The sequence below is a fragment of the Pseudomonas sp. BP01 genome (assembly GCF_022760795.1).
Taxonomy (GTDB): Bacteria; Pseudomonadota; Gammaproteobacteria; order Pseudomonadales; family Pseudomonadaceae; genus Aquipseudomonas; species Aquipseudomonas putida_Q.
This window is the reverse complement of the sequence record NZ_JAFBKA010000029.1, coordinates 40920-62324: the sequence shown is the minus strand read 5'-3', so window position 1 is coordinate 62324 and position 21405 is coordinate 40920. Positions and strand designations below refer to the sequence as shown.

Sequence of the window (21405 nt, the reverse complement as noted above, 5' to 3'; positions counted from 1 at the left end):
TTGAAGGCTGTGCAGTCCTGTGTGAGCGGGCCCCTCAGGGACCGCGCTACATTTGAGACAAATGCTGTACCTGTGGGAGCTGGCTTGCCGGCGATGGGCCGCATAGCGGCCCCGGTTGCACGATCAGGACGGTGAGCGATCCCGGCGCATCTGGGTCACCAGAGTGAAGCGGTCATCCGGGTGCACGGTTTCGGAAACCGCCATCAAATCACCGTTTTCCTCGCGGTAATGGCGGATGATCTTCAACCCCGGTGAACCCGCCTCGGCCTTCAGCGCTTTGGCCATCTCTGCGGTCAGCAGCACTGCCCGCACCTGCTGGTCGACCACCGCGATTGCCCGGCCATAGTGCTGCTCGATCAACCCGGCAATCAGTTGGTCGGGGTGCTCGCGGGCCCGTTCGATGACCTCTGCATAGTCGCGTTGCGCATACACGTCGGTCCAGCACAGCGGCGCGGCATTGTGCAGGCGGTCGACGCGGATGCTCGATACGCAAAAGTAGTGTTCCCCCGGTACCAACCCCAGCCGCGCCGCCTCGCTCAGGTCGGCGACGAAGTGGCGCACGTCCTGGATTTCCCGCTGCTGGGTTTCGGCCAGGTGGGCCAGGTCGGCCACGCTGGCCAACGACTGCGAATAGCCGCCGCGCGGGCTGCTGGCCTCTACCCGGGTGCCCACGCGCTTGCGCCGTGACACCAGCCCCTGGTTGAGCAGTTGATTGATCGCGGCGCGCACCGTGTGCCGGCTCACATCGTAAAGGTCGCACAGCTCGAACTCGGTCGGCAGCAGGCTGCCCACCGGGTAGCGGCCGTTGGCGATGCCTTCCATCAAGTCCTTTGCCACGGTGGTGTAGCGCGTCGGGTTCATACCTCTGGTCTGTCTCGCAAATTTCATCGGTTGGCAGTGTAACAGCGACAGGGACATGTTCGGCACCGCCGAAATGCGTGCGGTGCTGGGCCGCGCGCCTGCTCCGGCACTTTAAGCGCATGCCCCTTGTAGGAGCAGCCTTGTGCTGCGAAGAGGCCATTACTGCCAAAGAAATGTGTTGGCCATGCCGGTCTCTTCGCAGCACAAGGCTGCTCCTACAGGGAGATGTGTCGGCATCACAGTTGGTGTTTTGACCGTAACAGCAATGCCGCTACTGCACACCCGACCAACGCCAGGCACGCCAGGTAGAACGCATCACTGTAAGCCATCAGGTAAGCCTCCCGCCGAATCGTCCCCGCCAACCCCTCCAGCATCTGCTGCTGGTGCGGCAACCAGCTCTGCACCGTCTGGTTGATGCGCTCTTGCACGCCAGGCTCGAACACTGTCACCTGCTCGTGAATACGCTCACTGTGAAAGCGCTCACGGGTGGCCACCAGTTGCGTCAACCCGGCCGTGCCGATGGCTCCCCCCAGGTTGCGCAGCATCGAGAACACCGCCGAGGCCGAGCCGGCTTCACGCTTGTCCAGCCCGGCCACCGCCAGCACCGACAACGCCACCATGATGAATGGCTGGCCAATACCGCGCACCACCGTGGACGGGATGATCACGTTGTCGGCACTGTCGGCGCTCAGGCTCGCCCCCAGCCAGCAGCCCAGGGCCATGATCAGAAAGCCGCTGGCGACCATGAATTTGGCGCTGGTCCAGCCCATCAGTCGGGGCATCAACGGCGCCAGCAGCAGCTGCACCACGCCATAGGCGATCAGCGCCACGCCGACATCGTGCGCGCTGAAACCCTGCAGCTGCGACAGGTAGTTGGGCACCAGGAATACCAGGCCGAACGTGGCGGCGCCAAAGATGAACATCGCCACGCTGGCGACGCCGAAGTTGTAGCGCCCGAGCAAGCGCAGGTTGATGAACGCGCGCTGGCCGAACAGCTGGGTCACCACGAACACCACCAAGGCAATGGTTGCGACCACGCTCATGGCAACGATGAAAGGCGAGCCGAACCAGTCCAGCCGGCCGCCTTCTTCCAGCACGATCTGCAAGCCACCCAGGCCGATCACCATGGCAGCGATCCCCAGCCAGTCACCTTTGCGCAGCCGCTCAAGTTGCATCGGCCTGGCCTCGATCGACCAGGCGATGGCGCACAGCAGCGCTATGCCGGGGAACAGTTGCAAATAAAAGATCCAACGCCACGAATAGGCATCGGTCAGCCAGCCGCCAATCGACGGCCCGGCTGCCTGCGCCACGCTGTTGGCAAGGCTGAACAGCGCCATGCCCATGGCCATCTTGCTGGCCGGCAGTTCGGTGATGATCAGCTGGAACGACAGGGGGATCAGCACCGCGCCCGCAGCCCCCTGGATCACCCGGATGGCAATCATCGCCTCCAGGTTTGGCGCCCAGGAACAGGCCACCGAAGCGATCAGGAAGATGAGCGAGCCGGTCCACATCACCCGGCGCAGCGAGAACACCTCGACCAGCCAGGCCGTCAGTGGAATCATCACGATTTCCGCCACCAGATAGGCGGTGGAAATCCATGAGCCTTCCTCGAAGCTGGCGCCCAGCGAGCCGCGGATTTCTGGCAGCGCGGCGCTGGTGACATGCACGTTCATGCCGGCCATGAAGCAGCCGAGCAGGCCGCCGAGCACCGCTACCCAGGCGCGCAGCGAAACGGTTTGTTCAGTGCGCATCGGCCACCTCTGCGGGGCGGGTGTCGACCGTGCTTACCACCGACATGCCGGGCAGTACCTGCGGGCCATCCAGCGGTGTGTCCAGCAGAATACGCACCGGGAAGCGCTGGACAATCTTGGTGAAGTTGCCGGTGGCATTGTCCGACGGCAGCAATGCGAAGACATTGCCGGACGCTGGCGAAAAGCTGGCCACATGGCCGCGCAGTGGCTGGCTGGCGAAGCTGTCGACGCGGATTTCTACCGGCTGCCCCGGGCGCATGTTGGCCAACTGGGTTTCCTTGAAATTGGCCACCACATAGGCCTGCTGCAGCGGCACCACAGCCAGCAGCGGCTGGCCTGGCACCACGTACTGGCCGGCGCGTACGCGGCGTTGGCCGACCACGCCCGTGATCGGTGCGCGGATCACGGTGTCCTGTTCGTCCTGCTCAGCCAACTGTTGGCGGGCCTGCGCGCGGGTCAATGCTGCCGCGCGCTGTTGCAGTTCGGCGTCAGCCTGCGCTGACCGGGCCTTGGCCATGGCCAGGTGTGACCGTTGTTGGCGCAGCGCGGCCTGGGCACCTTGCAGCGCGGCTTGCGCCTGGGTGGCATGGGCGCTGGCGGTTTCCAGGCGCTGCACGGTCGCGGCGTCGTCTCGCACAAGGCCACGGTAGCGTTGCATGTCCAAGTCACTGCGCCGCTGTTCGGCAATGGCACTGCGCATGGCAGCTTCAGCCTGCAGGATGGCTTGTTGTTGCTGGTTGATGCGCTCGGTCGCCACTTGCTGATAGGCGTGTGCGGCCGCCAATGCCGCATGGGCCTCGGCCACACCTGCCCGGGCCTGGTCGAGGCGGGCGCGGTAGTCGCGGTTTTGCAGGCGTACGAGTACATCGCCGGCCTTCACTGGCTGGTCGTCAGCCACTGCGACCTCGGCGACGTAACCGGCCACGCGTGGGCTCAGGGCTACCCAGTCGGCGCGGACGTAGGCGTCGTCGGTGGTCTGCAGGTAGCGGCCGGTGGTGAGCCAGTAGCTGGTGAAGGCCAGCAGGGCGATTGCTGCCAGGCTGCCGCTGGCGGTGTAGGCCAGGCGGCGACGGGATCTGGCTTTGGCCCGCTGTTCAGTTTCGGCTGGTGCGGTTTGTTCTACGGCGACATTCATGTTCGGTTTCCATGCTTGATTTTTGGGGCTGCTGTGCAGCCCTTCGCGGGCACGCCCGCTCCCACAGGGATGGCGTTTTCTTCGGGCGCTGCGCAGTTCCTGTGGGAGCGGGCGTGCCCGCGAAGGGCCGCTAAGCGGCCCCATTTGTTGTTACCTGGAGCTACCACCGCCCGCCCAGGGCGCGGAACAGGTTGACCTGCGCCTGCGCCAGGCGCCCTCGGGCTTCTACGTGGCTGGCCCGCAGGCGGATCAGTTCTCGCTCGCTGTCCAGCAACGCCAACCCGTCCACGGTGCCGGCCCGGTAGTTGCCCTGGGCCAGGGCATAGCCGCGTTGGCTGTGCGCCAGGGCTGCATCCAGTGCCTGCAAGCGCTGCTGTTCGCCGTCGTAGCGGGCCAGCGCCTGGCGCACGTCTTTCAGCGCGCTCAGCGCCACGCCGTGGTAATTGGCAACCTGCGCCTGCTGCAACGCCTCGGCTTTGCCGACCCTCGCGCGGTTGGCTTTCATATTCGGAAACTCCCAACGGATCAGCGGGCCAATGCCGAACATCACCGCGCGGCTGTCGCCCAGGTTGGCCAGGTGATGGTCCGAGGATGTCAGCGAAGCGCCAAAACTGACCTTCGGGTACAGGTCGGCCCGGACGATGTCGGTTTCCAGGCTGGCAGCCTGCAGTTCCCGTTCGGCCTGGCGCACATCCGGCCGGCGTTCGAGCAAATGCCAGCCATCGCCGGCCGGAAGCGGCGCCGACAGCGTGGGGATGGTCGTGCAAGTTGCGGTGCCGGCCAGCGAGGCCTGGCCACTGAGCATGCCAAGTTCGTAAAGCGCCATCTGCCGCCGGGCTACAAGCATCGGCAGTTGTGCACGCACCTGTTCCCGCAAGCCCAGCAGGCGCTCGCTGTCGAGGGCAGTGGCCACGCCGGCCTGGCGCTGGCGTTCGCTCAGTTGCACGCTGTGGTCGAGGGTTTGCAAGGACTGCCTTGCCTCGTCCAGGCGCGCCGCGTAGACGCACTGGTCGATGTAGGCACGGCTGGTCTGGGCGACCACCTGCAGGCGCACCATCTCCAGCGCCGCAGCACTGGCTTCGGCCTGGGCCCGGGCGCGATCGATGGCAGCGCGCACCTGGCCCCAGACATCCACCTGATAGGCCAACTCGATACCTGGGTTGAATTGCCATTGCGACGGCGCGTGGCTGTCGGTCGCCTCGGCCAGGGTCTGGTCATCGGCGCTCTTGCCATAGGTGGCGGCAAAGCCCATCGACGTTGACGGCCAGCGCCTGGCATCGAACTCGGCTATCCCGGCCAGCATAGCCTGCACGTTGGCCTCGGCCTGTGCCAGGTCCTGATTGTGCGCCAGGGCCTGCTGTACCCAGTGGTTAAGTTGCGGGGCCTGGAATAGCGCCCACCATTGTTCGGGCAATGGTTGCCGGCTGACCCCGGCCGGCACATTCGCCAGCGGGTTGGCCAGCAGCGCTGCAGGTGGCTCGGCAGGTGCGGGTTGCCGGGTGCACGCTGCCAGTACGCCGAGCATACCAAGCGCGGCAAGCCGGGCAGGGAAGGGGAATGAGTGCAGTAAGGGCATCACACATGTCGCTCAAGGGTGGTGATGCGAGGTTAACGAGGGTGGGGCGCACGCCGCTGCCGCAAGCGGGACAACCCTGCGCGCAAGTGGGACAACCTGGGGCTCAGTACCCGCGCGCTGTACTGTTTTGCCAATCGCTCGGCGCGTAGCCGAGGATGCGCTTGAACATGGCGGCAAAGGCGCTGGCGCTCTGGTAGCCGTGCTCCAGCGCCACGTTCAGAATCGGCTGGCCATCGGCCAGGCACTGCTGGCTGAGCATCACCCGGGCACGGGCGCGCCATTCACCATACGACATGCCCACCTCGCGCTGGAACAGCCGTGCCACGCTGCGGGCGCTCATGTTCAGTTGCGCGCCGCATTGTTCCAGGGTCAGGTCCTGGGCCGGGTCCTGCAGGAAGCGCTCGCACCAGGTGCGCAGTCTCGCCTGGTGCGGCAGCGGCACAAAGGCATCGATGCGCCTGGCAGTGGCCAACTCAAGCTGGATCAGTGCCCGCACGTGCTCGCCGTCACGCAGGTCGAGCATGCGTGACGCAGCCAGGATCAGCTCGTGCAGCAGGCCGGATACCACGATGACCTGGCAGCGGTCGATGCGCGCATCGAGCAGCAGGGTGCGCATGCAGACCACGCCCTCCATGCGGATGGCATGGCTGACCCCGGCGGGCATCCACAACGCATGCCCGTCAGGGATCACCCAGCTACCACCTTCGCTGCTGACCCGCATCACACCACTGGCGGCGTAGATCAGCTGGTCTTCGGCGTGGCAGTGGCTGGCCACCTCCTCGCCGTGTCCGTAGTCCATTTCCAATGCTTGCATGCGGGGCATCCTCGGTATTGGATCCGATTATACGGCGGTTTATTGATGCTTGATTGCGAAGGTTGGCGGTTCGGCGCAATTATTCATCGCCTGCGAGATCGAGCGCCGCCCGGGCGGCGCTCGATCTTGTAGGCGCTGCACATGTCGCGGCAAGCACCTGTTGGCCCTGACCCGATCCCTTGGCAGGCACCTCAAAGCCATACCCTGTAAGACATTTCTGAACATGAAACCAAATGCTTCAGAATCAACCCGCTTAGGAATTATCCTACGCGTGCTGCTGAACTATCGCTGTTGTCGGGGAAGTACCTCAGGGATAACGTTTTCGCGTCGCTCCGGCGACCGGGCGTGAGAACCCGACTGATACAAAGCTCCGTCGTTATGGCGGCCGCGCGCGGGCAGGCTCAGGCCTGGCCGAGTTTTGCCTTTGTTCCTCGGTTTCTCACCCCGCGCACGGCTGCCACCCACAATCCGTGAGAAAGATTGAAGTGGCAGTCTCCTTGAGCAGAACAAAGGTGATAGCCATGAAAAAGCTCGTCCCCGATCCACCCCGCCGCCCGATCTATACCCCTTTCTTCACCCCCAAATCCGACATCTACCCACCCCTTGCCCTCGCGCACGTTACCGAACTGCTACGCGGCGTCATCGAAACCCTCGACGAACATTGCCGCAGCCACGCTGGCGATGCCGGCCTGGGTAACGCCCTGCATGCAACTGAAATCGCCCATTCGCTGGTAACACATTCGCATGCACGGCTGTTCGGCCAAAAGGAAGAGGAGTGAAACCATGGCAGACGAACCCAAGGTCATCGTCACCATCGGCGCAGAAACCTTCCTCGAAGTCGGCAACCCGCCAAAGGATCTGCTGCGGGTCCAGCCCGGCATTCCTATCGATGATGCCTATGAGCAAGTTTCGATCCTGCTGAGCTACATCAAGCATCTGCTGCGCGAAGGCGATATGGAGGACGACCACAAATTCCTGGGCGCCGCCGATTACCTCACGGCGTTGGCCAAGGCATTGATGAACGAAGTCGAACTGACCAAAAATACCTCGCGCTGAACGGCTACCCTGGGGGGGCCGCTTTGCGGCCCTTTTTGCGATCGGGTTTTCCGGTTTTTACTCGACCGCAATCCCTATCGATGCTGGAATTGAGTCCGCACGTCATGGCCATGGCCGGGAGCCCCGATGAACCGCAACGAACTGCGCAAAGCCGATATCAACCTGATGGTGGTGTTCGAAGCCCTGATGCAGGAGCGCAACCTCACCCGTGCCGCAGAAAAGCTGTTTGTCGCCCAACCCACGGTCAGCGCCGCGCTGGCCAGGTTGCGGGCAATGTTCAACGACCCGTTGCTGATCCGCGTGGGCAACCGCATGGAACCGACGGCCAGGGCCGAAGAGGTCATCAAGTACCTCACCCCGGCCCTGGATGCGATGTCCATAGCCCTCAGCCTGTCCCATGATTTTGACCCGCTCACCAGCAAGATGACCTTCCGCATCGGTTTGTCCGATGATGTCGAGTCGGGGCTGTTGCCGCCGTTGCTGCGGGCGCTGCGGGTGGAGGCGCCGAATGTGGTGGTGGTCGTGCAGCATGTGGATTACTGGCGCATTCCAGACTTGCTGGCAGCAGGCGATGTGACGGTCGGCATCAGCCAGACCAAGGGGCTGCCGGCCAACGCCAAGCGCAAGGTGCTGCGCACGATGCAGGGCAGGGTGGTGCGGGCCGACAAATCAGCCGCACCACTGACGCTGGATGAGTTCTGCGCCCGCCCGCATGTTCAGGTATCGCCCACCGCCAATACGCAGGGTGTGGTTGATGACTGGTTGAAAGAGATCGGTCGCGAACGCAAGGTGGTGTTGTCGGTGCCGCAGTTCAGCTCGTTGCCGGCGATTCTGGCCGGGACCGACCTGCTGGCCTGCTGCCCGGACTATGCCGCGCAAGGTATGGAGCGCTGGGGCAACCTGCAGGCCGAGACGCTGCCGTTCGAGACGGCTGCGCTGGAGCTGGCCATGGTCTGGTTGAGCACCACCGACAGCGACCCGGCCGAACGCTGGTTGCGCAGCCGCCTGCAGCATTACATGAGCGGCGAGCGTGAAGTGGCGATCGGGCTTTAGCCGCGATCACTGTGCGAGTGCTCCAGGGCTTTTCCCAAATGCAGCAACGCTCGCTGAAAGACTGGATGGCAATCGTTATAGGGCAGATCGTCGAATGCTGCCCAGAAGAATGTGAACAGGTGGCCATGGTCATCCTGTGTCTGGTGAGACCAGTGCTCGGGCAGGGCATCTTCCACCTGGCACAGGTGAAACGACCACACTTGCCCAAGATGGTTAGCATCCCAGCAGCCCAGGTCTTGTTTGACCGTGGCTTTGGTGATGCCTGATTCCTCGCTCAATTCACGCAAGGCAGCCGCGGCCGGCGCCTCGCCTTGTTCGATGGTGCCTTTGACCAGTTGCACGCCAGCCAAGGGGTGGCGGAGCAGCAGAATTTTCGCAGGCAACGTGGATGAAAGGACTACTGGGCAAGCCTTGTTCGGGCGCATGAGCGATTTCCCTATCTGCTAAAACAATCAGTGAGCTGACGCGGCCCATCGCGACACAAGGCCGCTCCTACAAGGGCATGCGGGGCGCATTCGGCCGAGTGACCAATGCCGGTTTTCTGCCCAGCTTACAGCGGCGTCTAGTGCAAGGCATTCAGGGTTGACTGATAGCATTTTGCTGCTGTTTTTGGGGGCATCAGCCTCGATGCATTGCCGCACATGCTGGCGCCGTCGGCAGCGTCGATCGACAGCTGGCCGCTGACCTTCCGTTTCGGCCAAGGCAAAGCCTTCACCGAGCCTTGGTCGGTCAACCGCAAGCGGGGTGTATTGCTGGCGCCTGCCAGCTCGGCCCTGCCGCTGATGCTGCATGGCGTCCGCGATCTGATGGTGCTTACACCTGGCCCCACCCAGGCAGACATGCCGTTGGGCTGGATCTATGATCTGGACGGTATCGACCAGGTGCTGGAACACGTTTGCCTTTGATGGCGCGCTGCCCCACAAGCCTTGCTCCCCTTCATAGTGGGCGCAAGGCGCTACGTGGGTATCAGAACGCCCCTTGCAAGGTCACCATGAAGTTGCGCGGTTCGCCATAGAAGTTGCCCCAGGCCGGCGCACCGATGGTGGCGTAGTACTTCTTGTCGAACAGGTTGTTGCCGTTTAGCGCGACCGTCCAGTTCGGGTCGATGCGGTACTGCACGCGGCCGTTCCATACGGTGTAGCCCGCCTGCTCGACGCGGGTAGTGCCGGTGGTACGGAAGTTCTCGCTCTGGCTGTTCAGGCCGGCGCCGACGGTGAAGCGCTCCAGTGCACCGCCCAGCTGGTAGTCACCCCACACCTTCAGCATGTGCCGTGGGATGAAGCTGGAGGTGAAGGTCAGCTCGGTGGGGTCTGTGTCTTCGATGGTACTCAGGTACTTGGTCTGGGTGTAGGTGTAACCCGCCAGCAGCTGCAGCCGCTCGATCGGCGAGCCGCTGATCTCGGCCTCGAAACCCTGCGCACGCACCTTGCCGCTGTCGGTGTAGCAATAGCCGTCGCCTGACGGGCAGGCTTCGTTGTAGTCGGTTTCCGCGCGGTGATTCTCGATGGTGCGGAACAGGTTGAACGAGGTGTTCAACGCGCCGTGAAGCAGCTCGCCCTTGATGCCGATCTCGTAGTTGGCACCGGTCTTGGGCTGTAACGCCTGCCGCTCGGCATTCACCTTGTCGCTCTGCGGCTGGAAGATGTCGGCGTAGCTGGCGTAGGCGGTCCACTGGTCGTTCAGGTCGTACAACACGGCGGCGAACGGCGTGACCTGGCCGTTTTCTTCACTGCGGTTATGTACCCAGTAATCGTAGAGCTGGGTATAGGAGTCGCTCTTGTTGCGGTACCAGCTGACCCGCGCGCCCAGCACCAGGGTCAGCGGCTCTGCAAGCTTCAGGCGCAGGTTGGCGTAGGTGCCGTACTGGGTGGTGGTGGAGTCGGTTGGCACGCTGCCGCCGCGGGTCGGGTTGACCAGGTAATCGCCCTTGGACGGTTGTGGGAAGTTCGCGGTCGGATTGAACGGGTCCTGCTTGGCGTTCAGCAGCATAAGCGCGAAATAGTCATGGGTTTTCTGCCGGCTGGCGTTGGCGCCGATGATCAGCTCGTGCTGCAGGCCGAACGCCTCGAACTTGCCATCGACATAGCTATCGAAGCCGTAGTCGTCCTGGTCGTAGTCGAAACGACCGGCGCGCACGTTCATGCTGGCGGTGCTGGCGCCGACCGGTACCGTGCCTTCGGAGTAGGCGTATTCGATGTCCTGGTTGTTGTGGGTGTAGATCGAGGCGAAGTTCAGCGTCCAGTCTTCGTTGAAGCGGTGCTTGAGGTCGGCGAAACCGGTAACACGCTGGCTTTGCAGGTCGTTCCAGCTGGCCCCCAGGCAGGTGGAGCGCGACAGCTTCAGGTCACTGCCATCGGCGTAGCGTGGCAGGCCGGAATAGCACGGTGTGGCATCGACATCCTCGTAGGCCAGGCCAAAACCAAGGGTGGTGTCGGCGGTGACGTCCCAGTCGATGGCGCCGTACAGTATCTGGTCCTGGCGCTTGGCTGTGTCATAGAAGTACTGGCGGTCCTGCAGCGACGCCACGGCGCGCCCCCGCACGGTTCCTGACTCGTTTAACGGGCCGCCTACATCCACCTGGCCGCGGTAGTTGTCCCAGCTACCGGCAGACAGGGTGACGGTGGTGGCGGCTTGTTCCTGGCCACGTTTGCGCACGAAGTTGACGCCGCCGGCGGAAGAGCCGGAGCCCTTCATCATGCCGGCCGCGCCCTTGAGGATTTCGACGCGGTCGTAGAACGCCATGTCGCTGGAAAAGCTGTTGGCCTGCACGTAGTTGCCGCCCACGTCCAGCGGCACGCCGTCGTACTGGTACTGGCCGTCCAGGTTGAAACCACGGGAGTAGAAGTACTTGCCGCCCATGGGCGAGTCGTACACGGTGATGCCCGGGGTCTTGTCCAGCACCTGTTCCAGCGTGTTGAGGTTCTGGTCGTCGAGCATCTTGCGGGTCATCACGGTGACCGACTGCGGGGTTTCCTTCAGCGTGTGCACGCCCTTGCCGATGGTCACTGCGTGGGCGGTGTACGACTGGGTGCCCTCGCTGGTTGCGTCCAGCCGGTTGGCGTCGATGTTCATCGGCCCCAGTTCCATCGCCGAGCCGTTGTCTGCAGGCATCAGCACATAGCCGCCATTGCCCTGGCGCTGCGCCTGCAAGCCACTGTTGGCCAGCAGGCGGATCAGCCCTTCCTCGACGCTGTAGCTGCCTTCCAGGCCTGCGCTGCTCAGATTGCGCGTTTGTGCGGTGTCGAACGAAATGGTCACGCCCGCCTGCACGCCAAACTGGGTGATGGCATTGCCCAACGGGCCGGCAGGGACGTGGTAGGCGGTCTGGCTTTGGGCCATGGCCTGGGCAGGCATCAGCAGCAGCCCCGGCGCGCTGGCCAGGGACATGCCGAACAGCACCAGGCGCACGGCCTGGCTCAGCTTGGTTGCAGGGGTGGGGTGCAGATGGGGCATTGCGTGATCCTTCCGTGTCATGGCAGAAAGTCGCTGTCGTCGCGGCTTGTGTCAGGGACGGACGAGAATCGAAATCAGCAAGATTGCGGCGAAAGTTTTTTCGCAGTGGCTCAGACGGGTTCCACACTCACCCAATAGCGGCTGAGGTAGCGCAGCTTCACGGGCAGTGTTTTTGGCAGGTTGGCCAGGGCTATATCGGTGTCGTCGATGCGGAACGCGCCGGAAATGCTCATGGCCTGGATCGACGAGGCGCAGCGCAGCACACCTGGCCGATAACGCCCCAGTTCTTCGATGAAGTCACCCAGGCGCCAGTCGTTCACACTCAACATGCCCTGCAGCCAGGCAGTCGAATCGACGGGCAGGGCGTGAGGGATGGCGAAGTCATCCTGGTCAAAACTCACCTGCTGCCCGGCCTGCAGTTGCAGCCGCCGCTCAACGTGGCGTTGCGGGCGAACCTCGACGCTGGCCTGCAGCACCCCGACGCGCGTCTGCTGCGCGAGTTTGCGGATGCTGAACTCACTGCTGCGGGCAAGGATGCTGCCGTCCTCGGTGTGCACGATGAACGGGCGCTGCTGCACGTCGCTGACCGGCCTGACCAGTATTTCTCCCTGGTACAGCTGAATCGCCCGCACCTTCGTGTCATAGCGTACATCCAGCGCGGTACCCACGTTGAGCTCGAGCTGCGAGCCGTCCGCCAGTTGCAGGGTGCGTCGTTCGCCGCTGCCGGTACGTTGCTGGGCCAGCAGGGCACGATAGGGTAGCTGTTCGGCGGCCAGCCAGCTGCCACCACCCATGGCCACCAGCAGGCCCAGCACTTTCAGCACGTCACGCCGCTGCGCCTGGGCCGCGCCAAGGCTGGACAGCGCCGCCTGCGGCGGCACCATGGCCCACTGCTGTTGCAGTTTTTCCACCCGCGCCCAGGCGGCAGCGTGCTGTGGGCTGGCCTGCAGCCATTGCCGCCATGCCTGGGTGCGGGTCTCGTCGCTGTCGCCATCGTTGAGCTGCACATACCAGGTGGCAGCGGCTTCGAGTGTCTTGAGATCCATCGCCCTTAGCCTTCGACTGCCAGCAGGCAGCGGGTCATCGCCTTGATCAGATGGTTCTTCACGGTGGTAACCGACACGCCGAAGCGCTCGGCCGCAGCACCGTAGGTCAGGCCTTCGAGTTGAACGGCGAGGAAGATGGCGCGGGTTTTGGCGCCGAGTTCGTCGAGCAGGGTGTCCACGGCCACCAGCATTTCTATGATGGACAAGCGCACCTCCGGCGATACCTCTACCGGCTCCGGGCGCAGGGCCAGGGCTTGCAGGTAAGCTTTTTCGATGGCGCGGCGGCGGGCTTTGTCGATCAGCAGCGCGCGGGCGATAGCGCTGAGGTAGCTGCGCGGCTCGCGGATCGGCAACGGATTACGTGCGGTCATTACCCGCAAGAACGTGTCGTGGGCCAGGTCGGAAGCATCGGCGGCGTTGCCCAGGCGGGCGCGCAGCCAGCCCTTCAGCCAGCTGTTGTTTTCGCTGTACAGCTGGTGCAGGGCCTGGGGATCGAGCGTCGACATGGCGTCAAGACCGCAATATTAATGGGAATTGATCGCATTGTCGTGTTAGGGCAGGTTGATTGCAAGCAGGGTTTGTGACATTGGGGCCGCCTTGCGGCCCATCGCCGGCAAGCCAGCTCCCACAGGGGCGCGCAACGCTTGAGGTTTGCGATATACCTGTGGGAGCTGGCTTGCCGGCGATGGGCTGCAAGGCAGCCCTCATTAATGCGATGGCTAGAAACCCGCTTCCAGCTCTAGCAGGTCCTGCACCGTCTGCCGCCGGCGAATCATCCGCAGCGCCCCGTCTTCGATCAGAAACTCCGGCAGCAATGGCCGGCTGTTGTAGTTCGACGACATCGATGCACCATAGGCGCCGGCATCATGAATCACCAGCAGGTCGCCCACCTGTGCCTGAGGGAGGTCCTGTGGGGTCAGTTCCTGGTCGTCCTGGGTGAACACATCACCCGATTCACACAACGGCCCGGCCACCACGGTCGGCTGCCGTGGGCGGTCCACAGGCTGGCCGTTGGCGTCGAGCAGGGTCATGCCGTGGTAAGCGCCGTACATCGCCGGGCGCATCAGGTCGTTGAAGCCGGCGTCGATCATGACGAAGGTATTGCGGCCCACTTGCTTGACGGCGCGCACTTCAGCCACGAGGTAGCCAGACTCCGCCACCAGGAAGCGCCCTGGCTCGATTTCCATGCGCACGGGGTGGCCCAGCATTGCTTCGATTTCCTTGCGCGCCACCGCCCAGGTGTGGGCGTAGCGGTGCAGGTCGACCGGCTTGTCGGTGCTGCGGTAAGGGGTGGACAGCCCGCCGCCGATGGAGAACGCCTCGATGTCCACGCCCAGGCGGCCGATCAGCTCGATCATCGAGCGAGCCACCTGTTCCAGGTGCTGGTAGTCCACCCCGGAACCAATGTGCATGTGCACGCCTACCAGGTGCAGGCCATGGGCCTTGATGCACGCGAGGGCCTCGTCCAGCTCTTCGTGCCAGATGCCGTGCTTGCTGTTTTCGCCGCCGGTGTTGGTCTTGCGGCTGTGGCCATGGCCGAAGCCCGGGTTGATGCGGACCCACACGCGGTGGCCGGGCGAGCGCTCACCCAGTTGGTGCAGCATGTCGATGGAGCCGGCGTTGACTTCGATCTTTTCTGCCACCACCCGCTCCAGGGTTGGCCGGTCCAGCGCGTCGCAGGTCAGCACCACGCCGGCAGGGTCACCGTCCACGCTCGCACCCGCGGCGAAGGCCCGCTCCATCTCGCCCAGCGACACGGCGTCCAGCACCAGGCCATGGGCGCGCATCAGGCGTAGCACATGCAGGTTGGGGTTGGCTTTCTGGGCGAAGCGCACGGTGTCGAATACGTTCAACTGCTCGACACGCTCGGCGATGGTGCTGGCGTCGTACGCCCACAGCGGCGAGCCGTGCTGGCGAACAGCCTCTGCCAGAAGAGTGAAGGGTGCGGTCATGGTGGCGCTACTCGTATAAGGAAGGCCACGAGGATGAATCAAAGCGGGAATTCAGAAAAATAGCTATTTTTCTGCCAGTCATTCATATCTGATATACCAATTGTCGACTCACCGGGTGCTGCCGTGAAACTGTCCGTCCGCCACATCGAAGTGTTCCGCGCCATCATGGCCGCCGGCAGTGTCACCGGTGCGGCGCGCCTGCTGTTCACCTCGCAGCCAACCGTTAGCCGCGAGCTGGCGCGGCTGGAGCAGGTGACTGGCCTGAACCTGTTCGAGCGCGAGGGAGGGCGCCTGGTGGCGACGGCCCAGGCGCTGCTGTTGATCGAAGAGGTCGAGCGCGCCTACGTCGGGCTGGAGCGCATTGATCGCTTTGCCCAGGCCATCCGCAATTTCGAGCAGGGACGGCTGGCCATCACCTGCCTGCCGCTGTTCTCCCAGACCTTGCTGCCCAAGGCCTGCCAGCGCTTCCATCAGCAGCACCGCGGTGTGAGCGTGAGCATCGTGGCGCAGGAATCGCCGTTGCTGGAGGAGTCACTGGTTGCCCAGCAGCATGACCTTGGCCTGACGGAGGTCGAACAGATACCGCGCGGCGCTTATGGCGAACTGCTGTTCAGCGCCAACATGGTGTGCGTGTTGCCCGAGCATCACCCGTTGCAGGCCAAGGCCGAGCTGGAGCTAAGCGACTTTCACGAGGTCGACTTCATCAACCTGGCCAGCCTGGACACCTACCGGCAACGTTTGGATCAGCACTTTCGCGCGGCGGGGGTGAACCGCCGCACGGTGATCGAGACCACCAGTGCCGCCTCGGTGTGCGCCATGGTCAGGCAAGGCCTTGGGGTGGCGATCATCAACCCGCTGAGCGGTCTGGAGGCGGCCCATGGGGGGTTGCCGATCCGCAGGTTGCGGGTGTCGGTGCCCTATCAGGTCATGCTGATACGCCCCGACCACCGGCCGGCATCGGCAGCGGTAGAGCCGTTTTGCGAGGCGCTGCGGGTGCAGGCGCAAGAAATGCAGGCAGCATTGCGCTAGCGCCTGACTCTCCTAAGGGGTTTTGTGCTGCCTGTACCGGCCTCATCGCCGGCAAGCCAGCTCCCACAGGTACTGCACATGGCTTGAGGCAGAGGTGTTCGGTGTGGGAGCTGGCTTGCCGGCGATGAGGCCGGTACAGGCAACACAGGTGGGCTCTATGTGAAATCTGCGGTTCAGAGTTCGCAGACGAAGGTCCCGGTCCCGTTCAGGATGTTTTGCAGGGTTTGCTTCACTTCGTCCATGTCACTCAGGTCGCTGGTGAGGTTGATCTCCAGCACCTCGTCCCCCTTCAGCGCATCCTGGTCGCCGGCCGCCACTTCGATCAGCAGGCGCTTGGCACTCAGCGTCACCTTCAGCCCGTCCAGCGTCGACGGCTCGTCATCCAGGGTCAGGTCCACGGTGTCTTCGTCGGGGTAGCGGGTAAGCAGGAACATCTGACCCTTGTCGCTGTGGCAGCACAGGGTCGCCATGTTGTCTTCCTCGTCATCGCAAGGGGTGGCGAACAGCAAGGCGGTGTTGATTTGCATGAGCAGGCTCGGATCAAAGGAAACGGAAGGGAATTCTGACAGTCTTGCGTACAGGCATAAACGTAAAGTTACCGCCCCTTGACCGAAATTGTCGCAGCGCTGCAAGCGTTGATGACCGATCAGTCGTTAAGCTTCGGCGAGCCCTGGGCGTGCCCGCGCACGTTCAACGCCTGGTTTTACCGTCCGCCATGCCACGGGTTGGCTATCGTTGATCCGTACACGGCGCACGCAGCGACGCTTCAACTATTACAAAGCCCAAGCGGAGTACCACAGATGGCGTTCTTCACCGCAGCCAGCAAAGCCGACTTCCAGCATCAACTGCAAGCGGCCCTGGCGCAGCACATCAGCGAACAGTCCCTGCCACAAGTGGCGCTGTTCGCCGAGCAGTTCTTCGGCATCATCTCTCTGGACGAACTCACCCAGCGCAGGCTTTCCGACCTGGCCGGCTGCACCCTCTCAGCCTGGCGCATCATCGAGCGTTTCGACCCCGAATACCCGCAAGTGCGGGTGTACAACCCCGATTACGAACGCAATGGCTGGCAGTCGACCCATACCGTGGTCGAGGTGCTGCACCACGACCTGCCGTTTTTGGTCGACTCGGTGCGTACCGAGCTCAACCGCCGCGGCTACAGCATCCACACGCTGCAGACCACGGTGCTCAGCGTGCGCCGTGGCGCCAAGGGCGAGCTGCTGGAACTGCTGCCCAAGGGCACCCACGGCGAAGGTGTGCGCCATGAGTCGCTGATGTACCTGGAGATCGACCGCTGCGCCAATGCTGCCGAGCTGACCGTGCTGACCCGCGAGATCGAGCAGGTGCTGGCCGAAGTACGGGTGGCCGTGGCCGACTTCGAACCGATGAAGGCCAAGCTGCGTGAAGTGGTGGCGCAGGTGGAACAGACCGCCTTTGGCCCAGCCCAGAACGAGAAGGGCGAGGTCAAAGCGTTCCTGGAGTGGCTGCTGGACAACCATTTCACCTTCCTGGGCTATGAAGAATTCACCGTCAAGCGCGACGCCGACGGCGGCCAGATGGTCTACGACGAGCAGTCGTTCCTCGGCCTGCCGCGCCGCTTGCGCGTGGGCCTGACGGCCGAAGAGCTGCGCATCGAAGACTACGCAGTGGCCTACCTCAACGAACCGCTGCTGCTGTCGTTTGCCAAGGCCGCGCTGCCCAGCCGCGTGCACCGCCCGGCCTACCCGGACTACGTGTCGATCCGCCAGCTGGACGCCGACGGCAAAGTCATCAAGGAACACCGCTTCATGGGCCTGTACACCTCGTCGGTGTATGGCGAAAGCGTGCATGCCATTCCATATATCCGCGTGAAGGTGGCCGAAGTCGAGCGCCGCTCGGGCTTCGACGCCAAGGCCCACTTGGGCAAGGAACTGGCGCAGGTGCTGGAAGTGCTGCCGCGCGACGACCTGTTCCAGACGCCAATCGACGAGCTGTTCACCACCGTCATGGCGATCGTGCAGATCCAGGAGCGCAACAAGATCCGCGTGTTCCTGCGCAAGGACCCGTACGGTCGCTTCTGCTACTGCCTGGCCTACGTCCCGCGGGAGATCTACTCCACCGAAGTGCGGCAGAAAATCCAGCAGGTGCTGATGGAGCGCCTGAAGGCCAGCGACTGCGAGTTCTGGACCTTCTTCTCCGAGTCGGTGCTGGCACGCGTGCAGCTGATTTTGCGGGTAGACCCGAAAAACCGCATCGACATCGACCCGCAGCAGCTGGAACGCGAAGTGATCCAGGCTTGTCGCTCGTGGCATGACGACTATTCGACGCTGGTGGTCGAGAACTTCGGTGAAGCCCAGGGCACCAACATCCTGGCCGATTTCCCCAAAGGCTTCCCGGCCGGCTACCGTGAGCGCTTCGCCGCGCACTCGGCAGTGGTCGACCTGCAGCACGTGCTGAACCTGTCGGAAAGCAAGCCGCTGGCGATGAGCTTCTACCAGCCACTGACCCAGGTTGGCGAGCGCATCCTGCACTGCAAGCTATACCACGCCGATACGCCACTGGCGTTGTCTGACGTGCTGCCGATCCTGGAAAACCTTGGCCTGCGCGTGCTCGGCGAGTTCCCGTACCGCCTGCGCCATGCCAATGGCCGCGAGTACTGGATCCATGACTTCGCCTTCACCTACAGCGAAGGCTTGAGCCTGGATATCCAGCAGCTCAACGACACCCTGCAGGACGCCTTCATCCACATCGTGGGCGGCGATGCCGAGAACGACGCCTTCAACCGCCTGGTGCTCACCGCCGGGCTGCCATGGCGTGACGTGGCGCTGCTGCGCGCCTACGCCCGTTACCTGAAGCAGATCCGTCTGGGCTTTGACCTGGGCTACATTGCCAGCACCCTGAACAACCACACCGACATCGCCCGCGAGCTGACCCGGTTGTTCAAGACTCGCTTCTACCTGGCACGCAAGCTTACCCAGGACGACCTGGACGACAAGCAGCAGCGCCTGGAACAAGCGATTTTGACCGCGCTGGACGACGTGCAGGTCCTCAACGAAGACCGCATCCTGCGCCGCTACCTGGACCTGATCAAGGCCACCCTGCGCACCAACTTCTACCAACCGGATGCCAACGGCCAGAACAAGTCGTACTTCAGCTTCAAGTTCAACCCCAAGCTGATCCCCGAACTGCCCAAGCCGGTGCCCAAGTTCGAAATCTTCGTCTATTCACCGCGCGTCGAGGGTGTGCACCTGCGCTTTGGCAACGTCGCCCGTGGCGGCCTGCGCTGGTCCGACCGCGAGGAAGACTTCCGTACCGAAGTACTGGGCCTGGTGAAAGCCCAGCAGGTGAAAAACTCGGTCATCGTGCCGGTTGGCGCCAAGGGTGGCTTCCTGCCGCGCCGGCTGCCGCTGGGTGGCAGCCGTGACGAGATCGCCGCAGAAGGCGTGGCGTGCTATCGCATCTTCATTTCCGGCCTGCTCGACATCACCGACAACCTCAAGGACGGCGGCGTGGTGCCACCGGCCAACGTGGTGCGCCACGATGACGACGACCCGTACCTGGTGGTGGCGGCTGACAAAGGCACGGCAACCTTCTCCGACATCGCCAACGGCATCGCCATCGACTACGGCTTCTGGCTGGGCGATGCCTTTGCCTCGGGCGGCTCCGCCGGCTACGACCACAAGAAGATGGGCATTACCGCCCGCGGCGCCTGGGTCGGCGTGCAGCGCCACTTCCGCGAGCGCGGCATCAACGTGCAGGAAGACCCGATCACCGTGATTGGCGTGGGCGACATGGCCGGCGACGTGTTCGGCAACGGCCTGCTGATGTCCGACAAGCTGCAACTGGTGGCGGCCTTCAACCACCTGCACATCTTCATCGACCCGAACCCGGAGCCTGCGTCCAGCTTTGCCGAGCGCAAGCGCCTGTTCGACCTGCCGCGTTCTGCCTGGAGCGATTACGACACCAGCATCATGTCCGAAGGCGGCGGGATTTTCCCGCGCAGTGCCAAGAGCATCGCCATCAGCCCGCAGATGAAAGAGCGCTTTGCGATTGAAGCCGACCGCTTGACCCCGACCGAGCTGCTCAACGCGCTGCTCAAGGCGCCGGTCGACCTACTGTGGAACGGCGGCATTGGTACCTACGTGAAGGCCAGCACTGAAAGCCACGCCGATGTCGGCGACAAGGCCAACGACGCGCTGCGGGTCAACGGCAACGAACTGCGCTGCAAGGTGGTGGGTGAGGGCGGCAACCTGGGCATGACCCAGCTCGGCCGGGTCGAGTTCGGCCTGAACGGCGGCGCCACCAACACCGACTTCATCGACAACGCCGGCGGCGTGGACTGCTCCGACCACGAGGTCAACATCAAGATCCTGCTCAACGAAGTGGTGCAGGGTGGCGACATGACCGAGAAGCAGCGCAACCAGCTGCTCGGTAGCATGACCGACGAAGTGGGCGCCCTGGTCCTGGGCAACAACTACAAGCAGACCCAGGCGCTGTCGCTGGCGGCCCGCCGTGCCCGCGAGCGGATCGCCGAGTACAAACGCCTGATGGCCGACCTGGAAGCCCGTGGCAAGCTGGACCGTGCCATCGAGTTCCTGCCGTCCGAAGAGCAGCTGGCCGAACGCCTGGCCGCCGGCCAGGGCCTGACCCGCGCCGAGCTGTCGGTGCTGATCTCGTACAGCAAGATCGACCTCAAGGAACAGCTGCTGAAGTCGCTGGTGCCGGACGACGACTACCTGACCCGCGACATGGAAACTGCGTTCCCGCCGTCGCTGGTCAGCAAGTTTGCCGACTCCATGCGCCGCCACCGCCTGAAGCGTGAAATTGTCAGCACCCAGATCGCCAACGACCTGGTCAACAACATGGGTATCACCTTCGTCCAGCGCCTTAAGGAGTCGACTGGCATGAGCCCGGCCAACGTGGCCGGGGCCTATGTGATCGTGCGCGACATCTTCCACCTGCCGCACTGGTTCCGCCAGATCGAGGCACTGGACTACCAGGTGCCGGCAGAAGTCCAGCTCACCCTGATGGACGAACTGATGCGCCTGGGCCGCCGTGCCACGCGCTGGTTCCTGCGCAGCCGCCGCAACGAGCAGGACGCTGGGCGTGATACCGCACATTTCGGGCCGAAGATCGCGCAACTTGGGCTCAAGCTTGATGAACTGCTCGAAGGCCCCACCCGCGAACGCTGGATGGTGCGCTACCAGGGCTTTGTCGACGCCGGTGTGCCAGAGCTGCTGGCGCGCATGGTGGCGGGTACCAGCCACCTGTACACCCTGCTGCCGATCATCGAAGCGGCCGACGTCACCGGCCACGACCCGGCACAGGTGGCCAAGGCGTTCTTCGCCGTGGGCAGCGCGCTGGACCTGACCTGGTACCTGCAGGAAATCAGCAACTTGCCGGTGGAGAACAACTGGCAGGCGCTGGCCCGCGAAGCCTTCCGCGACGACATCGACCTGCAGCAGCGGGCGATCACCATTTCGGTCCTGCAGATGGCCGATGCGCCGGATGACATGGACGCCCGTGTGGCGCTGTGGGCCGAGCAGCACCGGGTAATGGTGGAGCGCTGGCGTGCCATGCTGGACGACTTGCGCAATGCTACGGGTACCGACTATGCGATGTACGCGGTGGCCAACCGCGAGCTGGTCGACCTGGCCATGAGCGGGCAGGCGACGGTGGTGCCGTCCTGATCCTTATGGTGAG

17 protein-coding genes are annotated in these 21405 nt (G+C 63.7%); 6 read left to right on the top strand and 11 right to left on the bottom strand.

Annotation, left to right across the window (positions count from 1 at the left end):
• Nucleotides 1–123: 123 nt before the first annotated feature.
• From JOY50_RS22260 to JOY50_RS22240, 5 genes are all read right to left on the bottom strand, one after another.
• Nucleotides 124–861 carry a GntR family transcriptional regulator gene (locus JOY50_RS22260; protein WP_138737370.1) on the bottom strand — a complete coding sequence of 246 codons (738 nt, stop codon included), beginning with the start codon at nucleotides 859–861 and terminating at the stop codon, nucleotides 124–126.
• 236 nt (nucleotides 862–1097) lie between these two features.
• Complete coding sequence (locus JOY50_RS22255; protein ID WP_132846583.1) at nucleotides 1098–2612, bottom strand: DHA2 family efflux MFS transporter permease subunit; 1515 nt, start codon at nucleotides 2610–2612, stop codon at nucleotides 1098–1100.
• On the bottom strand, nucleotides 2602–3747 hold the full coding sequence (locus JOY50_RS22250; protein WP_138737368.1) for an HlyD family secretion protein: 1146 nt from the start codon (nucleotides 3745–3747) through the stop codon (nucleotides 2602–2604). The genes JOY50_RS22255 and JOY50_RS22250 overlap by 11 nt, the downstream gene beginning before the upstream one ends.
• A gap of 160 nt (nucleotides 3748–3907) precedes the next feature.
• A complete protein-coding gene (locus JOY50_RS22245; protein ID WP_138737367.1) occupies nucleotides 3908–5323 on the bottom strand; it encodes an efflux transporter outer membrane subunit in 1416 nt (471 codons plus the stop codon).
• Between the two features lie 103 nt (nucleotides 5324–5426).
• Nucleotides 5427–6137, bottom strand: coding sequence for a helix-turn-helix transcriptional regulator (locus tag JOY50_RS22240; protein WP_138737366.1), 711 nt, complete (start codon nucleotides 6135–6137; stop codon nucleotides 5427–5429).
• Nucleotides 6138–6658: 521 nt separating this feature from the next.
• On the opposite strand from JOY50_RS22240, the gene JOY50_RS22235 reads away from it, so the two are divergent.
• The 3 genes from JOY50_RS22235 (at nucleotide 6659) to JOY50_RS22225 (ending at nucleotide 8246) form a co-directional block, all read left to right on the top strand.
• Nucleotides 6659–6916 (top strand): hypothetical protein, encoded by a 258-nt coding sequence (locus tag JOY50_RS22235; RefSeq protein WP_138737365.1) that lies wholly within the window; start codon nucleotides 6659–6661, stop codon nucleotides 6914–6916.
• A gap of 4 nt (nucleotides 6917–6920) precedes the next feature.
• Entirely contained in the window at nucleotides 6921–7193 is a 273-nt protein-coding gene (locus JOY50_RS22230) for a DUF3077 domain-containing protein (protein ID WP_138737364.1), read from the top strand.
• A gap of 126 nt (nucleotides 7194–7319) precedes the next feature.
• A complete protein-coding gene (locus JOY50_RS22225; protein WP_138737363.1) occupies nucleotides 7320–8246 on the top strand; it encodes a LysR substrate-binding domain-containing protein in 927 nt (308 codons plus the stop codon).
• Here JOY50_RS22225 and JOY50_RS22220 read toward each other — a convergent pair.
• Nucleotides 8243–8671, bottom strand: a complete 429-nt coding sequence (locus JOY50_RS22220; protein WP_132846577.1) for an NUDIX domain-containing protein — start codon at nucleotides 8669–8671, stop codon at nucleotides 8243–8245. The two genes, JOY50_RS22225 and JOY50_RS22220, sit on opposite strands and share 4 nt — an antisense overlap.
• 216 nt (nucleotides 8672–8887) lie before the next feature.
• Between JOY50_RS22220 and JOY50_RS22215 the strand changes: the two genes are divergently transcribed.
• Nucleotides 8888–9151 carry a hypothetical protein gene (locus JOY50_RS22215; protein WP_132846576.1) on the top strand — a complete coding sequence of 88 codons (264 nt, stop codon included), beginning with the start codon at nucleotides 8888–8890 and terminating at the stop codon, nucleotides 9149–9151.
• Nucleotides 9152–9212: 61 nt separating this feature from the next.
• Here the strand turns inward: JOY50_RS22215 and JOY50_RS22210 are convergent, their stop codons facing one another.
• The 4 genes from JOY50_RS22210 to lysA all read right to left on the bottom strand — a co-directional run bounded on the left by JOY50_RS22210 (nucleotide 9213) and on the right by lysA (nucleotide 14697).
• On the bottom strand, nucleotides 9213–11699 hold the full coding sequence (locus tag JOY50_RS22210; RefSeq protein WP_138737362.1) for a TonB-dependent receptor: 2487 nt from the start codon (nucleotides 11697–11699) through the stop codon (nucleotides 9213–9215).
• Between the two features lie 110 nt (nucleotides 11700–11809).
• Nucleotides 11810–12745, bottom strand: a complete 936-nt coding sequence (locus JOY50_RS22205; RefSeq protein WP_138737361.1) for a FecR domain-containing protein — start codon at nucleotides 12743–12745, stop codon at nucleotides 11810–11812.
• Nucleotides 12746–12750: 5 nt separating this feature from the next.
• On the bottom strand, nucleotides 12751–13251 hold the full coding sequence (locus JOY50_RS22200) for a sigma-70 family RNA polymerase sigma factor (protein WP_016500801.1): 501 nt from the start codon (nucleotides 13249–13251) through the stop codon (nucleotides 12751–12753).
• 213 nt (nucleotides 13252–13464) lie between these two features.
• The gene (gene lysA / locus JOY50_RS22195) at nucleotides 13465–14697 is read right to left on the bottom strand and encodes a diaminopimelate decarboxylase (protein WP_138737360.1); all 1233 of its coding nucleotides are present in this window, start codon (nucleotides 14695–14697) and stop codon (nucleotides 13465–13467) included.
• A gap of 123 nt (nucleotides 14698–14820) precedes the next feature.
• On the opposite strand from lysA, the gene JOY50_RS22190 reads away from it, so the two are divergent.
• The gene (locus JOY50_RS22190) at nucleotides 14821–15726 is read left to right on the top strand and encodes a LysR family transcriptional regulator (RefSeq protein ID WP_132846572.1); all 906 of its coding nucleotides are present in this window, start codon (nucleotides 14821–14823) and stop codon (nucleotides 15724–15726) included.
• 173 nt (nucleotides 15727–15899) lie between these two features.
• Here JOY50_RS22190 and JOY50_RS22185 read toward each other — a convergent pair whose 3' ends face one another.
• Nucleotides 15900–16253 (bottom strand): hypothetical protein, encoded by a 354-nt coding sequence (locus JOY50_RS22185; protein ID WP_132846571.1) that lies wholly within the window; start codon nucleotides 16251–16253, stop codon nucleotides 15900–15902.
• A gap of 273 nt (nucleotides 16254–16526) precedes the next feature.
• On the opposite strand from JOY50_RS22185, the gene JOY50_RS22180 reads away from it, so the two are divergent.
• Nucleotides 16527–21392 (top strand): NAD-glutamate dehydrogenase, encoded by a 4866-nt coding sequence (locus tag JOY50_RS22180; RefSeq protein WP_243055859.1) that lies wholly within the window; start codon nucleotides 16527–16529, stop codon nucleotides 21390–21392.
• Nucleotides 21393–21405 lie beyond the last annotated feature (13 nt).